This window comes from Brucella pseudogrignonensis (assembly GCF_002252525.1).
Classification (GTDB): domain Bacteria; phylum Pseudomonadota; class Alphaproteobacteria; order Rhizobiales; family Rhizobiaceae; genus Brucella; species Brucella pseudogrignonensis.
Map to the genome: position 1 here is coordinate 140239 of NZ_NNRM01000012.1, position 22077 is coordinate 162315.

Sequence of the window (22077 nt, forward strand, 5' to 3'; positions counted from 1 at the left end):
GCGGTGCGTCCGGCCTGTTGCTTCTTCCTGAAATCGAAGCCCTGCGAATTCGCCGGAATTCGTACACACAGGAAGGGGATAGGGTCCATGGAGTTTAGAAAACTCGGACGTACTGAACTCGAGGTTTCGCCGCTTTGTTTTGGCGGCAATGTGTTTGGCTGGACGGTCGATGAAGCAACATCATTTTCGCTTCTCGACCGTTTTGTCGATGCCGGTCTCAATTTCATCGATACCGCGGACGTGTATTCCGCATGGGCACCAGGCAATATCGGCGGTGAATCCGAAACTATTATTGGCAACTGGCTGAAATCCCGCGGCCTGCGCCACAAAGTTGTGATTGCCACCAAGGTCGGTTCTGAAATGGGCCCCGACGAAAAAGGCCTTTCACCAAGCTATATCCGCAAAGCCGTCGATGCCTCCCTCAAACGGCTGCAAACCGACTATATCGATCTTTACCAGTCGCACTGGGATGATCCCGAAACGCCGTTTGAAGATGTTCTCGGCACCTATCAGGAGCTGATCAAGGCCGGTAAAGTCCGTGCAATCGGCGCATCCAATCTGACACCGGAACGTCTGACAGAATCGCTTGATGTTGCGAAGAAGCATGACCTGCCGCGCTACGAGAGCTTGCAGCCGCTTTACAATCTCTATGACAGATCGGCTTTTGAGGATGGACTTGAAGCGATCTGCCGCAACAATGAGTTGGGCGTTATAAATTATTATTCGCTGGCTTCCGGCTTCCTGACGGGAAAATACCGCTCAAAAGACGATCTCGGCCAGAGTGCGCGCGGTCAAACGGTAGAGAAATACCTGACAGATCGCGGGTCGCGGATTATTGCGGCACTTGATCAGGTTGCTCGTGCCAATGACGCTAAACCAGCGCAAATCGCAATTGCCTGGCTAATTGCGAGACCATCCATTACGGCACCAATCGCCAGCGCCACGCGTCTCACCCAGCTCAATGAGCTGCTCGATGCCGCACAGATCAAGCTGGATGCTGAAGCGATTGCCCTGCTCGACAAGGCAAGCGCTTAACCAGAAACGAAACGGAAGGGTAAACTACCCTTCCAGTTCTTCGCGCAACATCTCCAGCTCCAGCCATTCTTCTTCCATGGCAGAGTGTTCAGAGCGCTTCTTTTCAAGAAGATCGGCAGTCTTTGCAAAAAGCGTCGGGTCTTTAGCATAAAGCTGCGGGTCGGCGAGCTTGCCTTCCAGCACAGTCATTTCCTTTGCCAAAGCATCCATTTTGCCGGGTAAGGTTTCGAGCGCGAATTTCTGCTTATAGGAAAGCTTGCGCTTTTCATCGCGTTTGGGCTGCGGTGCATCCCCACCCTTTTCGTCAGTGCGAGCTGTCGTCGTCTTGACGTTGCGTTTTGCCAACGCCTGCTCTTTACGCTGTGCCATCATATCGGCATAGCCACCGGCATATTCGAGCCAGTTACCATCACCTTCCGGCGCGATTACAGACGTTACCGTACGATCAAGGAAATCGCGGTCGTGGCTTACAAGAATGACCGTTCCCGGAAAGCCGGAAACCAGTTCCTGCAACAGATCGAGCGTTTCCATGTCGAGATCGTTGGTCGGCTCGTCAAGGATCAGCAGATTGGCAGGCCGCGCCAGAACACGCGCCAACATCAGACGTGCCCGCTCACCACCGGAAAGTTCGCGGATTGGTGTCCGCGCTTGTTCCGGCTGGAACAGGAAGTCTTTCATGTAGGAAACAACATGGCGCTGCTCGCCATTGACCACGAGGCTTTCGCCACGCCCGTCTGTGAGATAATGCGCGAGCGTGTCATCAAGGTTCAGGCTTTCACGCTTCTGATCGAGCTCGGCCATTTCCAGATTGACGCCAAGACGCAATGTACCGGAATCAGGCTCAAGCTTGCCGGTCAGCATCGACAAAAGCGTCGTCTTGCCTGCGCCGTTTGGACCAACAAGACCGATACGGTCGCCACGTTGAACACGCGTCGAAAAATCCTGAACGAGAACGCGCTCGCCATAAGCCTTGTTCAGCTTCTTCGCTTCAATCACCAGCTTGCCGGATTCCTTGGAATCACTGGCCGCCAGAACAGCTGTACCCTGTGCCTTGCGGTGATTGCGGAAATCAGCGCGCATGGAATGCAACTCACCGAGACGGCGCATATTGCGCTTGCGGCGAGCGGTTACGCCATAGCGCAACCAATGTTCCTCGCGCGCAATCTGACGCCCAAGCTTGTGATGGTCGCGTTCTTCTTCTTCGAGAACCTTGTCACGCCATTCCTCGAAATGACCAAAGCCCTGATCGATGCGGCGGGTAAGGCCGCGATCAAGCCAGACTGTCGAACGGCTGACATTCTCCAGAAAGCGGCGGTCGTGCGAGATTAGAACGATGGCTGAACGGATCTGTCGCAGCTCACCTTCAAGCCATTCAATCGTTGTCAGATCGAGATGGTTGGTCGGCTCATCGAGCAACAATACATCAGGCTGTGGAGCAATCACGCGGGCAAGCGCTGCACGACGTGCTTCACCGCCTGACAGATGATCGGGCTTTTCCTCGCCGGTAAGCCCCAGATGTTCCAGCAGATAGGTCACGCGATGCGGATCGTCTGTTGGTCCAAGACCGGCTTCCACATAAGCGCGGACATTGGCAAAGCCATCAAGATCAGGCACCTGCGGCAGATAACGGATAGTGGCACCCGGATGCTTGTAGATTTCGCCAGAGGTCGCTTCGACCATACCGGCGGCAATTTTAAGCAGAGTGGATTTGCCGGAACCATTGCGTCCGACCAGCGCGATGCGGTCGCCCTCGCTAACCGAGAGGGCTGCGTCCTCAAGCAGCGGCGTGCCGCCAAAGGTTAGCGTGATCTGATCGAGGCGAAGAAGCGGAGGTGCCATGGTTCTCTTTGAAAAATGCCGTTGAAATTTCTGCCCTGCTTGTCGAGGACAAAACGCATTCTGTCAAATGGGTATGGCCAAAAAAGAAACAGGCCGGGTTTCCCCGGCCTGTTTGTTGAATTCAAAACAGCTCAGCGGCTTGGGCACCTTAGTTACAAGGTGCTTCGTATGTGCGACCGTAATTGTCGCGGTAACGGCAGTACTGAACGCCATTACGGGTCTGTGCTGCACCGAGAAGCGTACCAGCGACGCCACCGATAGCTGCACCAGCCAGAGCACCGCGACCGCTGCCGCCAATTGCACCGCCAGCGAGCGCACCAAGAGCTGCACCACCAACGCCATAGCCGGCAGTACGCTGTTCAGCCGTCGTGCATGCTGCTGTTGAGAACGCAAGCGCGCCGACGATTGCAATCATGGAAAGACGTGATTTCATGAAACAATCTCCTACTTAAAGTTACACCAACACCGACTTTGCGTCCCCAATTTCGGCGTAAAGCAGATCTTACCCGCTTGGGAACATTTACAATACGTTTCGACCGTCAGCGTCAAGCAGTTTCAATTGATAAGGTTAGCAGCCATCCTAAAGCGGGGTCTCTTCACCAAAGTTAGCTACGAGTATCGCAAGACCAGAACGCACGGAAACACAAAGAGTTCCACGCACAATGTTGGATACGGTCCAGGAAGAGCCGAAAGGCAGTGTCACATTATCTAACGGCCACTCGGCATTTTTGATCGACAAACCTTCAACTGTGCAGAAATTTATGACGCTGAACGATGTGCCATCTGCAAAATCATAGAGATAATCACCCGGCACCAGCGGCCATGCTTCTTCCTCTCCACTTGAGAGAAGAATGTTGCGACCGTCCGCTGCCTGAGCTGTCGCCATGGTGAGGTGCAACAGCGTATGATCGGTGCGGGCGCCGCCAAAAGCACCGCACAAAATGACCTTTTCGGCGCCACGCTCATAGGCTTCCGACAGCGCAAGCTCACCATCGGTCATGTCTTTGGCGCGCGGAAAACTCTTCTGCGGCACATGGGCATACTGCTTTTGCAAAGCATCGGAAGCGGAATCGAAATCCCCCAGCCACAGTTCCGGCTCCACGTCCAGCGCGGCCGCATGACGTATGCCACTGTCTGCCGCAAGAACACGCGCTCCTGCAATCTGGCTTTTCAGGCGATCCGTGACGACGAGATCGCCGCCGAGTAGAATGACAAATGTGCTCATAAACCGCTCATAACATGCAGAAATTATAGCTGAAAGCCCGCATTGCGATCCCTTGCCCTTCCTGATGCAAACATCTATTGTCAGCCCTGCTCTAACGGGGTGCCATTCAATCTCTGAATGGCTGAGAAGCCGCACTCCGGCTAACCCGCTGAACCTGATCCGGTTTGTACCGGCGGAGGGATTAGATGCTGACCGATTTCCTAAGCGGCGCTCAATCTTTTCGAATAAAAGAAAGGAATGCCGTTATGCGGCTTTTATCTCTGCTTACCCTGTCGCTGACCGCAGCTTTTGCCTTTGCGCCTGTTGCACAGGCCAAAGACAAGCTGACCATCTACACCTATGACAGCTTCGTTTCCGAGTGGGGCCCAGGTCCAAAGGTCAAGGAAAACTTCGAGAAAGAATGCGATTGCGAGCTGGAATGGGTTGCATCGGCTGATGGCGTAGCACTGCTCAATCGCCTGAAGCTTGAAGGCGGCAATACCAAAGCGGACATCGTCCTTGGCCTCGACACGAACCTGACCACGGAAGCACGCGCCACGGGCTACTTTGCGCCAAGCGGCATTGATCTTTCCAATGTCAAAGTGCCGGGCGACTTCAAGGACGATATTTTCGTACCTTATGATTACGGCTATTTCGCCATCGTCTATGATTCCGAGAAGCTGCCAAATCCGCCCAAAAGCCTGAAAGAGCTGGTCGAAGGCGATCCTTCGCAAAAGATAGTCATTCAGGATCCGCGTACATCGACACCGGGCCTCGGCATTTTGCTCTGGATCAAATCGGTCTATGGCGATCAGGCAGGTGAAGCATGGGAAAAGTTGCAGAAGCGCATTCTCACGGTTACTCCGGGCTGGTCGGAAGCCTATGGCCTGTTCACCAAGGGTGAAGCGCCAATGGTGCTGTCCTACACCACCTCCCCTGCCTATCATATGATTGCCGAGAATACGGAACGCTATAAGGCGCTGGCTTATCCTGAAGGCAATTACCTTCAGATCGAGCTTGCCGCCCAGACGACAACGGGTGCCAAGAACCCTCTGGCGCAGAAGTTCCTCGCTTTCATGACCGGCCCAGGCTTTCAGGATGTAATCCCTGAAACCAACTGGATGTTCCCGGCAGGCAAAACATCCGCACCACTTGCTGCCGCCTTCGACAAACTGCCGAAGCCGGAAAAGACACTTCTGATCCCGGCAGACGAGGTTGCAAAGAACCGCAAGTCCTGGGTCGATGAATGGCTGGCAGCTTCCAGCAAATGAGTGAAACGCTGACCAGAACCCGGCCAGTCCAGACAACGCCCGCAATCAAATCACTTGCGGGCGTACTGGCGCTTGGCTTTCTGGCAAGTCTGGTCGGCGGCTCGCTTATTGCCCTGGGGCTTGAGGCCAGCGGCTTCAGCTTCAGCATATTTCTTGATCCCTATCTTCAGCGTATTGCACGTTTCACGATTTGGCAGGCGGTTCTGTCGAGCCTGCTTTCGGTGCTGTTTGCCATTCCTGTCGCGCGCGCTCTTTATTCGGAAGCCCGCTTTCCGGGGCGCGGATTGATCCTGCGCCTTTTCGCGCTGCCGCTCGCCCTGCCCGCCCTTGTCACTGTGCTCGGCATTACCAGCATTTACGGGCGCAACGGCTTTGTCGCGCAGCTATCGCAGACGCTGGGATATCCAGTGCAACCCGATATTTACGGCTTGACCGGCATTCTGATCGCGCATGTGTTTTTCAATATGCCATTGGCGGTGCGGCTCATTCTGGCAGCCTATGAATCGATTCCCGCTGACTACTGGAAACTCGCAGCACAACTCGGCATGAAGGGCACAGCTCGCTTTCGCCTGATTGAATGGCCGACCATAAGGCGCAATCTGCCCGGCATGATCGGCCTTATCTTCATGCTCTGTGTAACGAGCTTCACAACGGTTCTCACACTCGGCGGCGGACCACGCGCCACGACACTGGAAGTTGCAATCTATCAAAGCCTGCACTTCGACTTTGATCCAGCACGCGCCGTGGCAATCACGCTGGCGCAGCTGACACTCACCGTGCTGATTCTCGCAGCCTTACGCCTTACGGGTCGACCTTCGGAGGAGGGTTTCACTCTCACCACTGCCCCACGCCGCTATGGCAGGCCAGACGGCCTTGAACGCCTCTTCAACATTGTGGCGATTGGCATCGGCTTTCTCTATGTGGCCTTGCCCGTTGCGGGCATTGTGGTGTCAGGTCTTGCTGCTGATCTCATGCGCCTGATGAGCGAAAGAGCCGTATTAACTGCTATTGGCACCAGCGTTGTTCTGGGATTTGGCGCAGCGCTTCTTGCCGTCATCCTATCGCTTTCCCTTGTGATAGCGCGCGAAGCAACCAAAAGCAGGCGCTTGGCTAATTTCTTCGATACGGGTGCAAGCCTCATCCTTGTGATGCCGCCTATCGTCATTGGTGCCGGCTGGTTTATTTTGCTGCGTCACTTCACCGACCCATTCACGATGGCCCCTTTCATGGTCGTGACAGTCAATGCGGCAATGGCAATGCCTTTTGCCGTGCGCCTGCTGCGTCCGGCATGGGATACATCAGCTGTTCGTCATAATCGACTTTGCTCGCAGCTCGGCATATCCGGCTTCAACCGGTTGCGGCTTATCGACTGGCCAGCCATTCGCAGGCCTTTTGGCATGGCATTCGCATTTGCGATGGCGCTTTCGCTTGGTGATCTCGGAACCATTGCGCTTTTTGGCAGCGACGCGCTGCAAACCCTACCCTATCTGCTGTTGCAGCGTATGGGCAGCTATCGCACATTCGATGCAGCGGGCCTTGCCCTGATCCTCGGAATCTTATGTCTTTGTCTGATGATGATTGCCGACCGCGCAGCCGCGTCCCGAAAGGAAATACCGCTCCCATGAATGCGCTCAGCAAGAGTAGCCTCAGCGAAATCAAGCTCCATGATGTGCGTTTCAGCTATGGCGAAACAGTGATGGAATTCAGAGCGACCATTCCGGGCGGTGCGATTGCAGCCATTGTCGGACCAAGCGGCTCTGGCAAATCCACTCTGCTGAACCTGATCGCCGGTTTTGAAACCCCGCAGTCAGGGCAAATCAAAATCGGCAATGAAGATGTAACAAGCCTGCCGCCAGCATCTCGGCCCGTATCGATGGTGTTTCAGGAAAACAATCTGTTTGCTCATCTGAGCGTTGAACAGAATGTCGGGCTTGGCCGCTCTCCGAACCTGAAGCTCAACCAGCAGGACCGCGCCTCGATCGCGACAGCGCTGGAGCGTGTGGGGCTGAAAGGCAAAGAGAACCGCAAACCCGAAGCGCTTTCGGGCGGCGAACGCCAGCGCGTCGCAATTGCACGCGCGCTGGTACGGGCAAGACCCGTTTTATTGCTGGACGAAGCCTTCGCATCGCTTGGCCCTGCTCTGCGGCACCAGATGCTCGATCTTGTGAGGGAGCTGCACAAGGAAAACGGCATGACCGTTCTGATGGTCACGCATACGCCGGAAGACGCGCTCTATCTCGACGCACTGTTGCTATTTCTCGACAATGGCCGAATTTCCGCACAAGGCCCTGCCCATGAGTTGCTGTCGCCATCTGGACCGGAAGCTTTGAAACACTATATCGGTGGTGAAACCTCAAAGCTCAAATAGAGTTAACGCTGTGGACATATTTTGTTCGCATTCGCCTTGAAGAACGGCTTTGAGGACTGATCTACTTCTTGTAGGTACTTCAGTCTATGGCTAGATTTGCGCCAATGCTATCGGTGCTGATTCAATTGCGAGGGTAAAATACTGTTCCGTCACACGACCCGTCTCCGGGCCTCCCTGTGTCTCCCCCTTTCTCTGCCAGAACGGGCACAGCGCAATTGGCGGAAACCAGCCATTGGTTTTGGCTTGCTTGCTGTCAGCCTGATTTCAGGCTGTCAGTCGATCAATTCAAGCAAAGATCTTGGGCTGCAGCCTTCTTCAAATCCTGTCACCGTTGAAAACGTCACTCGTAACGACCGGCTGGCACAGATCGGCGCGCAACAGCATCCGCGCATCCTCGCCACCTATGGCGGCGAATATAAAGATCCGAAGCTTGAGCGCATGGTCGCCAAGATCGTCGGCAACCTAACAACGGTTTCCGACAAGCCGGATCAGACCTATCGCATCACAATCCTCGACAGCCCCAACATCAATGCCTTCGCTTTGCCGGGCGGTTTTCTCTACGTAACGCGCGGCCTGCTGGCGCTGGCTAACGACTCGTCCGAAGTCGCAGCCGTCATCGCGCATGAAATGGGTCACGTCGTTGCCAATCACGGCATTCTTCGTCAGGAGAAGGAAGCCGAAACGGCTATTGCGGGTCGTGTCGCAACCGAAGTGCTGCATAATGAGAGCGCAAGCCGCGAAGCAACCATCCGCGGCAAGCTTCGTCTTGCACAGTTCTCGCGCAATCAGGAACTGCAGGCCGATGCTATCGGCATCAAGATGATTGGCGAAGCAGGCTACGATCCTTTTGCCTCCGCCCGCTTCCTGCAGTCGATGGAAGCCTATACCGATTTCCGCTCCGTATCGGGTGCAACCGATGCAAGCCTCGACTTCCTTGCAAGCCACCCGGCAACGCCACAACGCATTCAGCTTGCGCTCGGCCACGCGCGCCGCATCGGTGCGCCGGGAGTCGGCACCACGGATCGCGATTCCTTCCTCAATGGTATCGACGGGCTGCTTTACGGCGACTCGCCAAATGAAGGTTATGTGCGTGAGCAGACCTTCATCCATCCAAAGCTCGGCGTAACCTTTACGGCTCCTGCAGGCTTCACCATCGACAATTCTGCCAATGCCGTCATGGCGAGCGGTCCGGGCGAAGTGGCAATCCGCTTTGACGGTGCATCGCTGCCTTCCGGCTCAAACCTCACCGATTATATCAAGTCGGGCTGGGTGACAGGGCTTGATGAAAGCTCGATCCGTCCGATCACGATCAACGGCATGCCTGCCGCAACTGCGAGCGCAAGCGCTGATCGCTGGCAGTTCGACATTGTGGTGATCGGCACCAACAATAAGGTCTATCGCTTCCTGACGGCTGCACCGAAAGGCAGCACTGCTCTGCAGCCTGCATCGCAGACTGTAACACAGTCCTTCCGTCTGCTGACGCCGACCGAACAGGAAGCGCTCAAGCCATTGCGTATCCGTGTCGTGACAGTGAAGCCCGGCGATACAATGGGCAGCCTGTCCGCACGTATGCAGGGCACAACGCGTAAACTTGAACTCTTCCGCCTGCTCAATGCCATGTCGGCGGGCGCGACAGTTTCCGTAGGTGATCGCGTCAAGATCATCAGTGAATAACGCATGTCGCATGAATAGTTTAAATCACGAGACGTTTTAAGCCCATGGAAGTCATCGTCGAGTCATTGCTTGCAGGCCAGATCGCTCCACTGGGACCGCGTGGCGCACCGAGCGGCATCGATAAGAAGCCGGTATCTGGCCCCGTTCGTTTGCTGCGTGAGGGGCTCGAATGCGACGCACAGGGCGACAGGAAAGTGCATGGCGGCCCCGAAAAGGCCGTCCATCATTACCCGCACGATCATTATGCAACCTGGGTTGACGATGTTGGTAAAAATCCGCGTCTCGAAATGCCCGGTGCCTTTGGCGAAAACATTTCCACCACCGGACTGACCGAGCATAATGTGGCGGTTGGCGATCGTTTCCGCCTTGGCAGTGCGCTCGTTGAAGTCTCGCAGGGCCGCCAGCCTTGCTGGAAGCTCAATGCCCGCTTCGACATTACGGATATGGCAATCCGCGTACAGAAGAGCGGCCGCAGTGGCTGGTACTACCGGGTTGTTGAAGAGGGTATAGTCAGCGAAGGCGACACGATGCGCCTCGTCGAGCGCCTGTCACCGGAATGGACGCTGCATCGCGTATGGCATCTGCTCTATGTGGACATGCTCAATTATGAGGAGCTGGCGCTGATGGCCCAGATTCCACACCTTGCGGACGGCTGGAAGCGCTATGCTGTCCGCCGTCTTGAAAATCGCAAAGTCGAAGACTGGTCAGCCCGACTTCAGGGAAATCAGGCCTGATAAGCCGCCATCTCATGCTGGTCGAGCAGGGCCAGTTTAAGCTTTTCCATTGCCCGGCTTTCAATCTGGCGAACACGTTCCTTGGAAATACCGAGCTTTTCGCCCAGCGCTTCCAGTGTCACGCCATCATCGTCGAGCCGACGCTCGCGAATGATGTGCAGCTCACGTTCGTTCAGCGCATGAAGCGCCGTATGAAGCCAGCTGACGCGACGCTCCATATCGATCGTGCTTTCCACGACTTCGTCCTGCAAAGGATGATCATCGACGAGAAAATCCATCCGTGTGGAAGTGCCTGATTCATCATTATTCATTGATGCCGACAATGAACTATCGGAACCAGACAGCCTGCTATCCATGAACTCGACATCTGTTGCCGAAACCCCGAGCTGGGTCGAAATTTCGCGATAGATATCGGCTTTGCTCATCGTCTCGTCTTCCTGCGCAAGCTTGGAGCGCAGACGACGAAGATTGAAGAAAAGAGACTTTTGCGCCGAGCTGGTACCACCCCGCACAATCGACCAGTTGCGCAGGATATAGTCCTGCATCGATGCGCGGATCCACCAGGATGCATAGGTGGAAAACCGCACTTCGCGATCAGGATCGAAACGGGCAGCTGCTTCCAGAAGACCAACATAGCCTTCCTGAACGAGATCGCTCATCGGAAGCTTGAATTTTCTGAAACGACCGGCCATCGAAATTACCAGTCGCATGTGCGAGGCGGTAATCCGATGCAACGCATCCTGATCCTTGTTTTCTTTCCAGCGAATGGCGAGGTCGCGTTCTTCTTCGCGTTCAAGGTAGGGCGCAGACATCGCATTGCGGATCATCGATTGGGAGGATGCAGCTGGCGCTTGAATGCTGCGCGCAGATATCGGCAAGCGTGTCGGCGGAACGGTGGAGGAACTGCTCATTGATGACTGCTTCATCTGGCTCTCCTGTTCTGGCTGCGGTGCTCTCAGGGAAATCTGAGGCCCGAAACTGAAACTATTCCAGCTCTGCAAAGAACAATTGAATGAACATCTTGTATTCGTTCAAACTGCCTTTCACAGACCTGTCCTGAGGCCAGACTGGTACGCCGCAAAACAAACCCGCTACGAACTGGTTTGAGAAGAACGCAGAAAGTACCCTCCGGTTCCATCCGGAGTGCGATAAATCTTTGAGATACCAAGAAAATAGGACACCTAGCCCGTTGGGCAAGAGCGGCTACTCTTCGCCCCATAAATAAAAAGCCCGCCAATGGCGGGCTTTTTTAAAGAAATGCGGGCGTAATTGATTACGCTGCTTCGACTTCATCACCGTCGACATCGCCTTCAGCGTCGGCATCAGCCTTGGTACGCTTAGGGCTCTTGGCGAGATTGGTCTCGATAAGACGGACAGCTTCAGTATCTGAAAGCTTGTTCACAGCTGCGATTTCGCGCGCCATGCGATCCAGCGCTGCTTCATACAGCTGGCGTTCCGAGTAGGACTGCTCTGGCTGATTTTCAGCACGATGCAGATCGCGGACAACTTCAGAAATCATAATCAGATCGCCGGAATTGATCTTTGCATCATATTCCTGAGCGCGGCGCGACCACATGGTGCGCTTCACGCGTGCACGGCCCTGAACGACCTTGAGAGCACGCTCAACATAGTCGGTTTCCGACAGCTTGCGCATACCGATGCTGACAGCCTTGGCGACTGGCACCTTGAGGCGCATCTTGTCTTTTTCAAAGTCGATAACAAAAAGCTCAAGCTTATGGCCGGCTACTTCCTGCTCTTCGATGGCTACGATCTGGCCAACGCCGTGAGCTGGATACACAATGGACTCACCGGTCTTGAAACCCTGACGAGCCGGTGTCTTCTTCTGCTGGGATGTCATACGCTCTAATACTCCCTGTTGTGCCCGGCGCAACTCGCCGGTTTACACATGATATCGACCGCGCCACTTGGGAGAGGCACGGAAGTCGTTGCGGTTTGAACTGGAAGCGCGTCTCGGACACAGATTTATCTACCGGGAAGGTTGGTTAGGGACGGACGCGAAATCGCAAAAATCCGTTCCGGTGCCATACAGCCCAGTAAAAAAAGCTAGCCCTTTCAGAGATTAATGCGTTTGCGCCACGAGTTGACGTCCAGTCACCGAAATTATCTGTGCAACTTAACACAATTTTGCGCAAGAATCAACAAATTGCCAAATATCTTACTTTCGGCAACTTTAGACGCCCTTAAAATAGGCTGTATTCGCGCATTCGTGCAGACAAAACGCGCCCGCAATGCGATTTTTAGTCGCCCGAACCCGGTTCTGCCGAGAAGAACTGCTCAAGCTTGCCAGTTACGCCGTCCATTTCCTTGGCTTCAGGAAGTTCATCCTTCTTAGCCGTCAGATTAGGCCACTTGGCAGCATATTCAGCATTCAGCTCAAGCCACTTGTCGAGACCCGGCTCGGTATCCGGGCTGATGGCTTCCGCTGGGCATTCCGGTTCACAAACGCCGCAGTCGATGCATTCATCGGGATTGATGACGAGCATGTTCTCGCCTTCATAGAAACAGTCGACAGGACAAACCTCGACGCAGTCCGTATATTTGCAACGAATGCAATTATCGGTCACGACATAAGTCATTGTCCAACTCCTGTTGCCAACCTTCTATTTGAAGGAACGGCTTATCTATCCTGAACTGGCTGTTCGAACACTCAGATCGGACATCTGAATGATTTCGCTCCGGTCACGACATATGTGTCACGCATATGGTGGCTACGGCGTGTGGCTTGCTTGCCAGCTCATGCCCTTGCAATCGCCAACGGTGAGGTAACGACTTTATCTGCCCATGACAAGAGCCCAATCGCCGCAATATCACTATGTCACGAACATCTGAAACGACATTTCGTTTATGAACCTAAACGCGGAAAAGACTTTTATTGTAAGGCTTTGATACGCAATTTCTATCGCACAGAGGCGCTATCCTGCGTCATCGCGTCCGCCATAGAGCGTTTCCTGCTTCAATTGAAATGCTCTATCCGGCCAATTTTACGCGCATCTACGCCCGAAAACCGATGCCCACTTATTGGGATTCACTCTAATTGCCGCGCAAACGATCAGTTTCGCGACGTTCTTTCTTGGTTGGACGGCCTGCACCGCTTTCGCGTCGTGGCTGTATTGGCTCAGCGACCTGATCTCCCGGTACAGGTTTGGGCGTCATATCTTCATAAAGAAGCTGCGCTTCGGGCGCTGGACCGCGTCGCTCGCCAGGGGCAAGTATCTTGTAAACCAGAATGCGCCGATCAAGCGTGATCGTCAGAACATCGCCGACTTTAACCTGATAGGCTGCCTGCTCAATCTTATCGCGATTGACGCGGACTTTGCCGCCGACGGCGAGTTTCGCCGCCAGCGATCTTGATTTGACCACGCGCGCAAAGAACAGCCACTTGTCGATCCGCTGTCTTGCGCCGTGTTCGCCGGTCATCTTACTTCTTCAACTGCTCCTTGAGCGCCAGAAGCTTGGCAAAAGGCGAATCGGGATCAATCCGTACCGGACGTTCCTGCTCGACGCGCTTGTTGCCCTGATGATTATTGCCATGGTCACGCTTAGGCTGACGATCGCGATTACCATCGCGTGGCTTGCCTTTGAAGCCTTCGCGCTTGTTCTGGCCTTCGCCATCATGGTTGCGGCGATTCTTGTCGAAACGCTTGCCACCACGATTGTCACGCGCGTTCTGGCCTTCGCCGCCTTCCGAACCGCCTTCAGACTTGCGAGCCTCATTGCCCTGGCCACCCTGTGGGCGGTTATGGCGCTGACGGTTCTGGTCCTGATTACGGTTATTACGGCCTTCAAAACGGCCCTGACGCCACAGAAGAACAGGCTTTGGTTCTTCAACAGGCGCTTCAGTAAGCTGAACGGCAGGCTTTTCTTCACCCGACACTTCCGCTGCAGCAGCAGCTTCAACCGGTGCAGGTACAGGTTCAGCCGCAGGAACAGCAGGCTTTGCTTCGCTCGCAGGTGCGGCAGCAGGAACAGCTGGTTTGAAGACGGTATCTTCAACAACAGCCTCCGCTTGCGCGGCGGCAGCCGCAAATGCATCGAGTTCAGCGAGCTTTGCTGTGACAGCGGCGGCTTCTGCAGCTTCATGGCGATAGCCAAGGCTCTTCAGGATTTCTTCCATATCTTCGGTGGTTGCACCGAGAATGGACATCATCGCCGGCGTGACGATGAAGCGCCCACCATCATAAGCGCCTTCCGGACGAGTGCCCGAACCCGGACGCCAGGCAAGAGCCGGACGGATCAGATCAGCAAGACGTTCCAGAATATCGATACGAACAGCACGACGACCCAGCACGCGATAGCCTGCAAGGCGGTAGAACTGGTGATCGAAAGCCGGATCGACGACAACCGATGTACGGCCAGCGGCCAGAACATTGACCACGTCACCATAACCGGCACGTTCGCGACCATCGTTCTTCAATGCCCAGAGCAGCGTGATGAGACCAGCAGGTGCAGGCTTCAGCAGCATTGGCATGAAAACATGATAGGCACCGAAGCGCACGCCAAGACGGCGAAGAGCGGCACGGGAATCCTGATCAAGGCCACGGACTTCTTCGGTCACATCGCGACGCTGAAGAATGCCAAGGCTCTCGACGATCTGGAAAGCCAGACCGCGCGTCATGCCGGTCAGCGCATCGGCGGCGCTGAGATCGGTCAGAGGCTTCAAAATGGTTTCGATATGATGCGCCACAAAACGTTCGATGCGGGCTGCAACCTTGTCGCGTGCCGGACCGGTCAGCTGCTCATCAGCTAAAATGACCGCGCGTGGCTTCAGAACATCGTCGCCTGCAACCAGCGTTGCGACAGTTGCCCCAACCCAGCGCAGAACGCCATCCGAACCGAGTGCGAAGTCGCCGTTTGGAGCAGCAGCGAAACGCTCCGCACGACGATCAAACTCGGCGGCCAGCGCCTTTTGTGCAGCCGTCTTTACTGCCTTCGCATCCGGTCCATCGGACTGAACGTCGGCTGTAAAACGGAATCCTTCCAGTTGCCCGACATTATGGCCTTCGACAATTACGTCTCCGGTCGAGCTGATATCTGCTTCTAGCATGGCATTCTCTCTCAGGCGCCTCATAAGCACGCTTGTCCTGCGGTCTACAAAGCGTTTCGTCAACCTTTCATGCAGCGCATCGGACAATCTGTCCTCAATTTCGCGCGTCTTTTCCTGCCAGTGTGTCGGATCGGCAAGCCATCCCGGCCTGTGCGACACAAAAGTCCAGGTACGGATTTGCGCCACGCGGTGAGACAGAGTGTCGATTTCCCCCTCTGTACTGTCGGCGCGGCGCACCTGTTCGCTCATATAATCTTCATCAACGCTCCCTCGGCGGACCAGATCCTGATAGATGGTTGCTATGATATCGGCATGTTGTGCCGGCGCAATCTTACGATAGTCGGGGAGCGCACAGGTATCCCACAAAAGTTCGATCCGCGCAGGCGAATTTGCAAGCCGCACAATGTCTTCGTCTTTTGACAAATTTTCAAGCGCCTGTTGATCAACAGCAGGCAGCGCCTTGGTCAGTCCTTCGATCGGCGTCGGCGTTTCAAGAGAATAACGCAACGCACTCAACGATGAAAAATCGAACCGCCCTGTACGCCATTGCATAACTTTCACAGGGTCAAAGTCATGGGCTTCGACTCGCTCGACCATTTCATCGTCCAGCGGGCGCACCTGTCCAGTCACACCAAATGTACCATCGCGCAGATGACGCCCGGCACGGCCCGCAATCTGTCCAAGCTCAGCCGGTGTGAGGTCACGATACTGATAGCCATCAAATTTGCGATTCTGTGCAAAGGCGACGTGATCAACATCGAGATTGAGCCCCATGCCAATCGCGTCGGTCGCAACCAGAAAATCGACATCGCCAGACTGGTAAAGCTCAACCTGTGCATTGCGCGTGCGTGGGCTAAGAGCACCCATAACCACCGCTGCACCGCCGCGTTGACGACGGATCAGCTCGGCAATGGCGTAAACTTCTTCCGCAGAGAAGGCCACAATCGCCGAGCGATTTGGCAGGCGGATGATCTTCTTTGAACCCGCATAAGTGAGATGCGACAGGCGAGGACGCGTCACCACCGTAATCCCGCGCAACAGCTTTTCAAGAATGCCGCGCATGGTGCCTGCACCCAAAAGCAGCGTTTCCTGACGGCCGCGCAGATGCAGAATGCGATCGGTGAAAATATGGCCGCGTTCAAGATCGCCTGCCAGCTGCACTTCGTCGATAGCCACGAAAGGCATATCCGTGCGGCGTGGCATGGCCTCGACTGTGCAGACGGAATAACGCGAGGTCGGCGGCGTGATCTTTTCTTCGCCAGTAATCAGCGAAACATTGGCAGCCCCTACCCGCTCAACCACACGATTATAGACCTCGCGCGCCAAAAGGCGCAGCGGAAGACCTATCATGCCACTGCCGTGCGACAGCATCCGCTCGATAGCGAGATGCGTCTTGCCGGTATTGGTTGGCCCCAGAACCGCAGTAACACCGCGGCCGCTCAAGGTCAGCGGCAGATCATGGGCAGGGAGTTGGTTCATGCCAATAATAGAATTCCCGGAACAAATGCCATACGTAAAGCCATGCGTTAGCACTATATGACTTGAGCCGAAAGCGCTCCTGTTAAGTTTCAATCCATGTTTCGGGACGTTTCCGGCACGATCCAGTCTTTACTGTTCTATCCGGAACTTATCTCGCGTGCACCCTGAAAAGAACAAAACGGCTTTCAAATGACCATCCGTTTTAAAACACAGGATTGAAGGTTGGTCTTCCATCAGCCAGCATCTTAACAAACGTGCCTTTTAATAAATAGAACGACTCTGGAACGAATCGGCGACGAATCGCTCACAGAACTTCCTTCGCCTTTTGTTCACGGCAACATATAGTGGCTGAATGCCCAATTCCCACCATATAATGAATCACCTCAGTTAATATTCAGCCCGAAACCAGAACAAACGTGTGGCCGCGTTAACTTTTATCTCGGAAGCCATTCTGCGAGCTGAGGCAACAGATGGTCTATTTATAAAATATCAATATTTCCTGACAGTTAGTTAAAGCTTTCATCACATGAGAACCGATTTTTATTAACCTTCAGGCCAAAGCCGGAACGAATCGGCGACGAATCGCTGATCCGCATATTTTCCGGCTTTGTTCTCACCAGATATAGTGGCTGATCCTATCCAAATACCCTAGAGCGGCAAGAATTCGCCGCTCCGTGACAGTGATGCTGACGCTCGCTGTTAACTTTTAAACCTCTTATACCAAGGCAGCTCAAGATGCTGACGCGTCACGCCTTGAAAAAGTTCAATCGTCACGTGGGCTTAACCAGAACGCCATGAGCCATACCCATGGCGTTCTGGTCTCATGGCGTTTTGGTATTACGACCGCTCAACGCACATAGCGACACCCATGCCGCCACCGATGCAAAGCGTTGCAAGTCCGCGTTTTGCGCCACGACGCTTCATTTCATATAGCAGGGTGGTCAGCACACGCGCACCGGACGCACCGATCGGATGGCCAATCGCAATTGCACCACCATTGACGTTCACGATCTCTGGATTAATACCAAGATCGCGAACGACAGCACAGGATTGAGCTGCAAAGGCTTCATTCGCTTCAACCAGTTCCAGATCAGCAACCGTCCACCCAGCTTTTTCAAGCGCTTTGCGGGTAGCAGGAATTGGTCCAGTCCCCATGATCGATGGATCGACACCCGCCGTTGCCCACGAAACAATGCGCGCGAGCGGCTCGACACCGCGTTTTGCGGCTTCATCCGCATCCATCAGGACAACAGCCGCCGCACCGTCATTAATGCCGGATGCATTGCCAGCCGTAACCGTGCCTTCCTTGTCAAAGGCAGGTTTGAGCTTTGTCAGCGCCTCGATTGTTGCACCAACGCGGATATATTCATCAGCAGATACAATCGTCTCGCCTTTGCGGCTCTTTACAGCAAACGGAACAATCTCATCCTCGAAACGACCTGCGGTCTGTGCAGCTTCGGCCTTGTTTTGCGATGCCAATGCGAATTGATCCTGATCATCGCGGCTGAGCTGCCACTGCTTGGCGATGTTTTCTGCGGTGATCCCCATATGGTAGCCATTGAAGGCATCCGTCAGGCCATCCTTGATCATCGTATCGATCATCTTGAAGTCGCCCATCTTCACGCCGGAACGCAAATGCGCGCAATGGGGAGCCATGGACATCGATTCCTGACCGCCTGCCACAATGATCTTCGCATCGCCCGATAGAATCTGCTGCATACCGAGTGCGACAGCACGCAGACCTGACCCACAAAGCTGGTTGATCGAGAATGCAGTCGTTTCCTTGGGGCATCCTGCGGCCATCGCAGCCTGCCGTGCCGGGTTCTGCCCCTCGCCTGCCGTCAGCACCTGACCGAGAATGACTTCATCCACATCAGTAGCATCCACGCCTGCGCGCTCAAGAGCTGCCTTGATTGCAGTAGCGCCCAGTTCATGCGCAGCCACATTTGCGAAAGCGCCATTGAAAGCGCCCACAGCTGTACGGGCCGCGCTGGCAATAATGATGGCTTTCTGGCTTTGCGATGCAGTCATTCTTTCCTCCTTGAAAAAGCACCGACAGAGAAAGACCAAAACAGACACCTTGGCAAGCTCTGGCGTGTCCGCGCGTTCGGCACCTTCGCTCAAAACGATAATCAGTTTCTTCTCCACACATATAGTTTTCACCATACGTGTCCTTCAACAGTCGTTAGATTAGCTTCATGCAATCAAAGGAGATTTCTATGCCAAGCCTGACATTAGATAATGCCAATGCGATCATTACCGGCGCCTTTGCCAAGGCAGCCGAGTTGCAGTTGAAGCCGATCGTCGTTTCTGTTTTCGACGCAGGCGGCCATCTGAAAGCCTTTCAGCGACAGGACGGAACTTCGATTCTCCGCTTTGAAATCGCATCCGGAAAAGCTTTCGGCGCACTGGCCGTCGGCACTGGCTCACGCTGGCTCCACAATCAGGCCAAAGACCGTCCGCATTTTCTTGAGGGGCTGTCAGGCGTCTCAGGCGGGAGAATCGTGCCCGTGTCCGGCGGCGTGCTGATTAAAGACAGCACAAACGAAATTATCGGCGCTGTCGGCATCTCCGGTGATACATCTGACAATGATGAAGCAGCAGCCGTAGCCGGCATCGAAGGCACGGGCTTTACAGCCGACATCGGATAAGATCAAAACGCCGCGTATGCCATCAATATACGCGGCGTTTCATAGAATTGTATTGAAGATACCCGAATTATCATTTCAGATTTTTATTCGCAAAATGCGCTATTGCACCCGGCAAGGCATGTTCCACGCTGCCAACAAAAGAAGGTGTATCCGATATAACTTGAATATACCCTTCATTATATAATGTACAATTTACAACATTAAAAAATGAAACACCGGAATTTACAGATAAACCGCCGTTACCGATAATAATTTTGATAACATCATCCATTTTTATAACCCATAGAAAGTTGAATAACTAACAAGGGTGATGGTTCTTAATTTATAAGGCAAAATTGTGATTTTTTACCTTTTGATAAAAACTTGAATAAACATAGAATGCATAGTTGCTATTGCATTAGAACAAAGAAAACGCCGCTTCCGGAGACCGGAAACGGCGTTTTTGAAATTCATCTTTCAGCTGCGATGCAGCCTAAGACTATTCCTTAGCTTCGAGGACCTGACGGCCGCGATACATACCGCTCTTAAGATCGATATGATGCGGACGACGAAGTTCGCCCGAGTTCTTGTCCTCGACGTAAGTCGGGGCCTTGAGAGCGTCTGCCGAACGGCGCATGCCGCGCTTCGACGGAGACGTTTTGCGTTTTGGTACTGCCATGGATCCAGCTCCACTGATCGATAAACAAACGTCCGGCACGGCCCCGAGGAGCCTGTCACATCGGACATAATTCCGGAAAGTCACGTGCCTATACACGCTCTCACTGCATTTGACCAGTCAGAGTCTTATCTTTTTTCCTGTCCAGCCGTTTATCGAACGCATGTCACATAGGGCCCGGCCCTGGAAGCGCGCCCGGCAACGATGCGCGAGATACGCTGCATGTTGCGCGTTGGCTTTGCCGGATTGCGCAAAGCGGGATTGGGAAGCGTTACGGCAAGCAAAGCAGCTTGCTGGGCAGTCAGACGTGATGCAGGCCGATTGAAGTAATGTTGGGCGGCCGCCTCGATTCCATAGATGCCCGGTCCCCATTCAGCAATATTGAGATAGATCTCCATAATCCGCTGTTTTGACAGCACGGCATCGGCGACCAGCGCCAAAGGAAATTCAAGCCCCTTGCGGACATAAGACCGGCCGTTCCACAGGAACAGGTTCTTCACAGTCTGCATGGTGATGGTCGATGCGCCGCGGCTTGGACCGCCCTCACCCGCATCATCAAGCACGAGGCTGAGCTGGTGCCAGTCCACGCCGCCATGGCTGCAGAACTGTCCATCCTCAGCCATCATCACCGAATTCACAAGAACAGGTGCAACATCCTCAATGCTGACCCACTGCCGATCTACATCGCGCAGAAGAACATAGTCCTTCACCATCAATGTCGAAATCGGGCGAACAAAGGGAACCGAATAGACCAGGATCAGAAAAAGCGGCAGAACCGCAAGCACCACCAAAATCTTGAGCATGAGGGCAATTCTGCCACCCCAAACGGGATCAGCCAAGTAACCGCGACCATCTTTGCTCTTGAGAATGATTTTTGCCACGTCCACCGCCTGTTAGAGCATTTCCAGCAAAAATGAGAATCGATTTTGCGTTCGAAAATGCGTAAGACAAATAGATAAAGCAGCTCGAGTGTTAGCTTGAACTGCTTTAGCCCCATTCAAGCGACATAAACTATTCCTTAACAATAATGAACCTGATTCCATAATCAGCCGCAGGAATTCAGCGACCAAATTGAGCGCTTTATGGCTCAAAATCCGCTGTTTGATGACCGCTTGATGAAAAAGCCTGTGCTGATCGATGTGGCCAGTTGACCAAATCAGCGCTTTCGTCCATCCCCTTTAGACATGGAAAACGTGTCTGTCGATTTTGCTCAATCCCTGAACCTACGCGCGCTCGAAGTCGAGACAATGCTGGTTGGGCTTCTGGATCTTCGTTTGCGCACCGGCGAAGTGGCTCGCCCCGAGCGACTGCTCGCTGCCATGCGTCATGGCGTGCTGAATGGCGGCAAAAGACTGCGTCCCTTCCTGGTCATAGAAAGTGCAGCCCTTTTTGGCCAGCATGGCGATGCGGTTCTGCGCGTGGCATCCGCGCTTGAGTGCATCCATTGTTATTCGCTCGTCCATGACGATCTGCCAGCGATGGACAATGATGATATGCGGCGTGGTCAACCGACCGTACACAAGGCTTTTGATGAGGCCGCAGCGATTCTCGCGGGCGACAGCCTGTTGACCTATGCTTTTGACATCGTGGCCTCAGACGAAACCGATCTTCCTGCCAGCATTCGCATCGAGCTGGTCTCGGCTTTGGCGCGGGCTTCCGGCATTGGCGGCATGGCCGGTGGTCAGGCGCTTGATCTGATGGCGGAAGATAACAAACCCGATGAAGCAGGCATTATCACGCTGCAAGCCATGAAAACTGGTGCGCTGATTCGTTTTGCCTGTGAAGCCGGTGCGATCATTGCAGGCGCATCGCGCGAAGACCGCGAACGCATGGCGGAATTCGGTTCGGCCATCGGTCTCGCCTTCCAACTTGCCGACGATCTTCTTGATGTAACTGCCGATGCGGCGATCATGGGCAAGGCAACAGGCAAGGATGCGGCGGCAGGCAAGGCCACGCTCGTTGCGTTGCATGGCATCGACTGGACGCGCAAGCAGCTCTCCGGTCTTGTGGCTCAGGCGGAAAGCCTGCTGGAACCATTTGGCGACGATGCAGTGATTCTCAAACAGGCCGCTCGCTTCATTGCAGAGCGACAGAGCTAAAGC

The 22077-nt window shown here is 54.3% G+C and carries 20 protein-coding genes and 1 riboswitch; of the genes, 8 read left to right on the forward strand and 12 right to left on the reverse strand.

Going from position 1 to position 22077, the window contains the following annotated elements; translation table 11 throughout:
- The first annotated feature begins 87 nt into the window (after positions 1–87).
- Positions 88–1035: an aldo/keto reductase gene (locus CEV34_RS04665; RefSeq protein WP_007876732.1), complete on the forward strand. Its 948-nt coding sequence runs from the start codon at positions 88–90 to the stop codon at positions 1033–1035.
- Positions 1036–1059: 24 nt separating this feature from the next.
- On the opposite strand, the gene CEV34_RS04670 is transcribed toward CEV34_RS04665, so the two are convergent.
- From CEV34_RS04670 to CEV34_RS04680, 3 genes are all read right to left on the reverse strand, one after another.
- Positions 1060–2874 carry an ABC-F family ATP-binding cassette domain-containing protein gene (locus tag CEV34_RS04670; protein WP_094543320.1) on the reverse strand — a complete coding sequence of 605 codons (1815 nt, stop codon included), beginning with the start codon at positions 2872–2874 and terminating at the stop codon, positions 1060–1062.
- 148 nt (positions 2875–3022) lie between these two features.
- On the reverse strand, positions 3023–3307 hold the full coding sequence (locus CEV34_RS04675; protein ID WP_007876736.1) for a glycine zipper domain-containing protein: 285 nt from the start codon (positions 3305–3307) through the stop codon (positions 3023–3025).
- 147 nt (positions 3308–3454) lie between these two features.
- On the reverse strand, positions 3455–4099 hold the full coding sequence (locus CEV34_RS04680) for a thiamine diphosphokinase (protein WP_007876738.1): 645 nt from the start codon (positions 4097–4099) through the stop codon (positions 3455–3457).
- A gap of 85 nt (positions 4100–4184) precedes the next feature.
- Positions 4185–4297: riboswitch (TPP riboswitch) on the forward strand.
- 47 nt (positions 4298–4344) lie between these two features.
- Between CEV34_RS04680 and thiB the strand changes: the two genes are divergently transcribed.
- From thiB to CEV34_RS04705, 5 genes are all read left to right on the forward strand, one after another.
- Positions 4345–5349, forward strand: coding sequence for a thiamine ABC transporter substrate binding subunit (gene thiB / locus CEV34_RS04685; protein ID WP_007876740.1), 1005 nt, complete (start codon positions 4345–4347; stop codon positions 5347–5349).
- Positions 5325–6974 (forward strand): thiamine/thiamine pyrophosphate ABC transporter permease ThiP, encoded by a 1650-nt coding sequence (gene thiP / locus CEV34_RS04690; RefSeq protein WP_085982973.1) that lies wholly within the window; start codon positions 5325–5327, stop codon positions 6972–6974. Before thiB ends, thiP begins: the two co-directional genes overlap by 25 nt.
- Positions 6971–7717 carry a thiamine ABC transporter ATP-binding protein gene (gene thiQ, locus CEV34_RS04695; protein WP_007876742.1) on the forward strand — a complete coding sequence of 249 codons (747 nt, stop codon included), beginning with the start codon at positions 6971–6973 and terminating at the stop codon, positions 7715–7717. The genes thiP and thiQ overlap by 4 nt, the downstream gene beginning before the upstream one ends.
- Before the next feature lie 192 nt (positions 7718–7909).
- The gene (cdlP, locus tag CEV34_RS04700) at positions 7910–9391 is read left to right on the forward strand and encodes a cell division protease CdlP (protein ID WP_039860179.1); all 1482 of its coding nucleotides are present in this window, start codon (positions 7910–7912) and stop codon (positions 9389–9391) included.
- Positions 9392–9435: 44 nt separating this feature from the next.
- Complete coding sequence (locus CEV34_RS04705; protein WP_007876744.1) at positions 9436–10125, forward strand: MOSC domain-containing protein; 690 nt, start codon at positions 9436–9438, stop codon at positions 10123–10125.
- Here the strand turns inward: CEV34_RS04705 and CEV34_RS04710 are convergent.
- From CEV34_RS04710 to CEV34_RS04735, 6 genes are all read right to left on the reverse strand, one after another.
- Positions 10116–11051 (reverse strand): RNA polymerase factor sigma-32, encoded by a 936-nt coding sequence (locus CEV34_RS04710; protein ID WP_007876745.1) that lies wholly within the window; start codon positions 11049–11051, stop codon positions 10116–10118. The genes CEV34_RS04705 and CEV34_RS04710 overlap by 10 nt on opposite strands.
- A 347-nt stretch (positions 11052–11398) precedes the next feature.
- Complete coding sequence (locus CEV34_RS04715; protein ID WP_007876746.1) at positions 11399–11983, reverse strand: CarD family transcriptional regulator; 585 nt, start codon at positions 11981–11983, stop codon at positions 11399–11401.
- Positions 11984–12383: 400 nt separating this feature from the next.
- Positions 12384–12722, reverse strand: a complete 339-nt coding sequence (fdxA, locus tag CEV34_RS04720; RefSeq protein ID WP_007876747.1) for a ferredoxin FdxA — start codon at positions 12720–12722, stop codon at positions 12384–12386.
- 454 nt (positions 12723–13176) lie between these two features.
- Complete coding sequence (locus tag CEV34_RS04725; RefSeq protein WP_007876749.1) at positions 13177–13563, reverse strand: RNA-binding S4 domain-containing protein; 387 nt, start codon at positions 13561–13563, stop codon at positions 13177–13179.
- Between the two features lies 1 nt (position 13564).
- Entirely contained in the window at positions 13565–16669 is a 3105-nt protein-coding gene (locus CEV34_RS04730) for a helicase-related protein (RefSeq protein WP_007876751.1), read from the reverse strand.
- An 837-nt stretch (positions 16670–17506) separates the two neighbouring features.
- Positions 17507–18700 (reverse strand): acetyl-CoA C-acetyltransferase, encoded by a 1194-nt coding sequence (locus CEV34_RS04735; protein WP_007876753.1) that lies wholly within the window; start codon positions 18698–18700, stop codon positions 17507–17509.
- A gap of 188 nt (positions 18701–18888) precedes the next feature.
- Between CEV34_RS04735 and CEV34_RS04740 the strand changes: the two genes are divergently transcribed.
- Entirely contained in the window at positions 18889–19320 is a 432-nt protein-coding gene (locus tag CEV34_RS04740) for a GlcG/HbpS family heme-binding protein (protein WP_007876755.1), read from the forward strand.
- 70 nt (positions 19321–19390) lie between these two features.
- Here the strand turns inward: CEV34_RS04740 and CEV34_RS26675 are convergent, their stop codons facing one another.
- The 3 genes from CEV34_RS26675 to mtgA form a co-directional block, all read right to left on the reverse strand.
- Positions 19391–19591: a hypothetical protein gene (locus tag CEV34_RS26675; protein ID WP_007876757.1), complete on the reverse strand. Its 201-nt coding sequence runs from the start codon at positions 19589–19591 to the stop codon at positions 19391–19393.
- A 207-nt stretch (positions 19592–19798) separates the two neighbouring features.
- Entirely contained in the window at positions 19799–19978 is a 180-nt protein-coding gene (rpmF, locus tag CEV34_RS04745; protein WP_006467787.1) for a 50S ribosomal protein L32, read from the reverse strand.
- Between the two features lie 149 nt (positions 19979–20127).
- Complete coding sequence (mtgA, locus tag CEV34_RS04750) at positions 20128–20856, reverse strand: monofunctional biosynthetic peptidoglycan transglycosylase (protein WP_171380024.1); 729 nt, start codon at positions 20854–20856, stop codon at positions 20128–20130.
- A gap of 303 nt (positions 20857–21159) precedes the next feature.
- On the opposite strand from mtgA, the gene CEV34_RS04755 reads away from it, so the two are divergent.
- On the forward strand, positions 21160–22074 hold the full coding sequence (locus CEV34_RS04755) for a polyprenyl synthetase family protein (protein ID WP_007876763.1): 915 nt from the start codon (positions 21160–21162) through the stop codon (positions 22072–22074).
- Positions 22075–22077 lie beyond the last annotated feature (3 nt).

Excerpts from the sequence above, each read along its gene's own strand:
- fdxA (WP_007876747.1), bottom strand. The coding sequence starts at position 12,722 with ATGACTTATGTCGTGACCGATAATTGCATTCGTTGCAAATATACGGAC.
- rpmF (WP_006467787.1), bottom strand. The coding sequence starts at position 19,978 with ATGGCAGTACCAAAACGCAAAACGTCTCCGTCGAAGCGCGGCATGCGC.
- thiQ (WP_007876742.1), top strand. The coding sequence starts at position 6,971 with ATGAATGCGCTCAGCAAGAGTAGCCTCAGCGAAATCAAGCTCCATGAT.
- thiP (WP_085982973.1), top strand. The coding sequence starts at position 5,325 with ATGGCTGGCAGCTTCCAGCAAATGAGTGAAACGCTGACCAGAACCCGG.
- CEV34_RS04670 (WP_094543320.1), bottom strand. The coding sequence starts at position 2,874 with ATGGCACCTCCGCTTCTTCGCCTCGATCAGATCACGCTAACCTTTGGC.
- CEV34_RS04675 (WP_007876736.1), bottom strand. The coding sequence starts at position 3,307 with ATGAAATCACGTCTTTCCATGATTGCAATCGTCGGCGCGCTTGCGTTC.
- CEV34_RS26675 (WP_007876757.1), bottom strand. The coding sequence starts at position 19,591 with ATGGATGATGTTATCAAAATTATTATCGGTAACGGCGGTTTATCTGTA.
- CEV34_RS04705 (WP_007876744.1), top strand. The coding sequence starts at position 9,436 with ATGGAAGTCATCGTCGAGTCATTGCTTGCAGGCCAGATCGCTCCACTG.
- CEV34_RS04665 (WP_007876732.1), top strand. The coding sequence starts at position 88 with ATGGAGTTTAGAAAACTCGGACGTACTGAACTCGAGGTTTCGCCGCTT.
- thiB (WP_007876740.1), top strand. The coding sequence starts at position 4,345 with ATGCGGCTTTTATCTCTGCTTACCCTGTCGCTGACCGCAGCTTTTGCC.
- CEV34_RS04730 (WP_007876751.1), bottom strand. The coding sequence starts at position 16,669 with ATGAACCAACTCCCTGCCCATGATCTGCCGCTGACCTTGAGCGGCCGC.
- CEV34_RS04755 (WP_007876763.1), top strand. The coding sequence starts at position 21,160 with ATGGAAAACGTGTCTGTCGATTTTGCTCAATCCCTGAACCTACGCGCG.
- CEV34_RS04725 (WP_007876749.1), bottom strand. The coding sequence starts at position 13,563 with ATGACCGGCGAACACGGCGCAAGACAGCGGATCGACAAGTGGCTGTTC.
- CEV34_RS04715 (WP_007876746.1), bottom strand. The coding sequence starts at position 11,983 with ATGACATCCCAGCAGAAGAAGACACCGGCTCGTCAGGGTTTCAAGACC.
- CEV34_RS04710 (WP_007876745.1), bottom strand. The coding sequence starts at position 11,051 with ATGAAGCAGTCATCAATGAGCAGTTCCTCCACCGTTCCGCCGACACGC.
- CEV34_RS04680 (WP_007876738.1), bottom strand. The coding sequence starts at position 4,099 with ATGAGCACATTTGTCATTCTACTCGGCGGCGATCTCGTCGTCACGGAT.
- CEV34_RS04740 (WP_007876755.1), top strand. The coding sequence starts at position 18,889 with ATGCCAAGCCTGACATTAGATAATGCCAATGCGATCATTACCGGCGCC.
- CEV34_RS04735 (WP_007876753.1), bottom strand. The coding sequence starts at position 18,700 with ATGACTGCATCGCAAAGCCAGAAAGCCATCATTATTGCCAGCGCGGCC.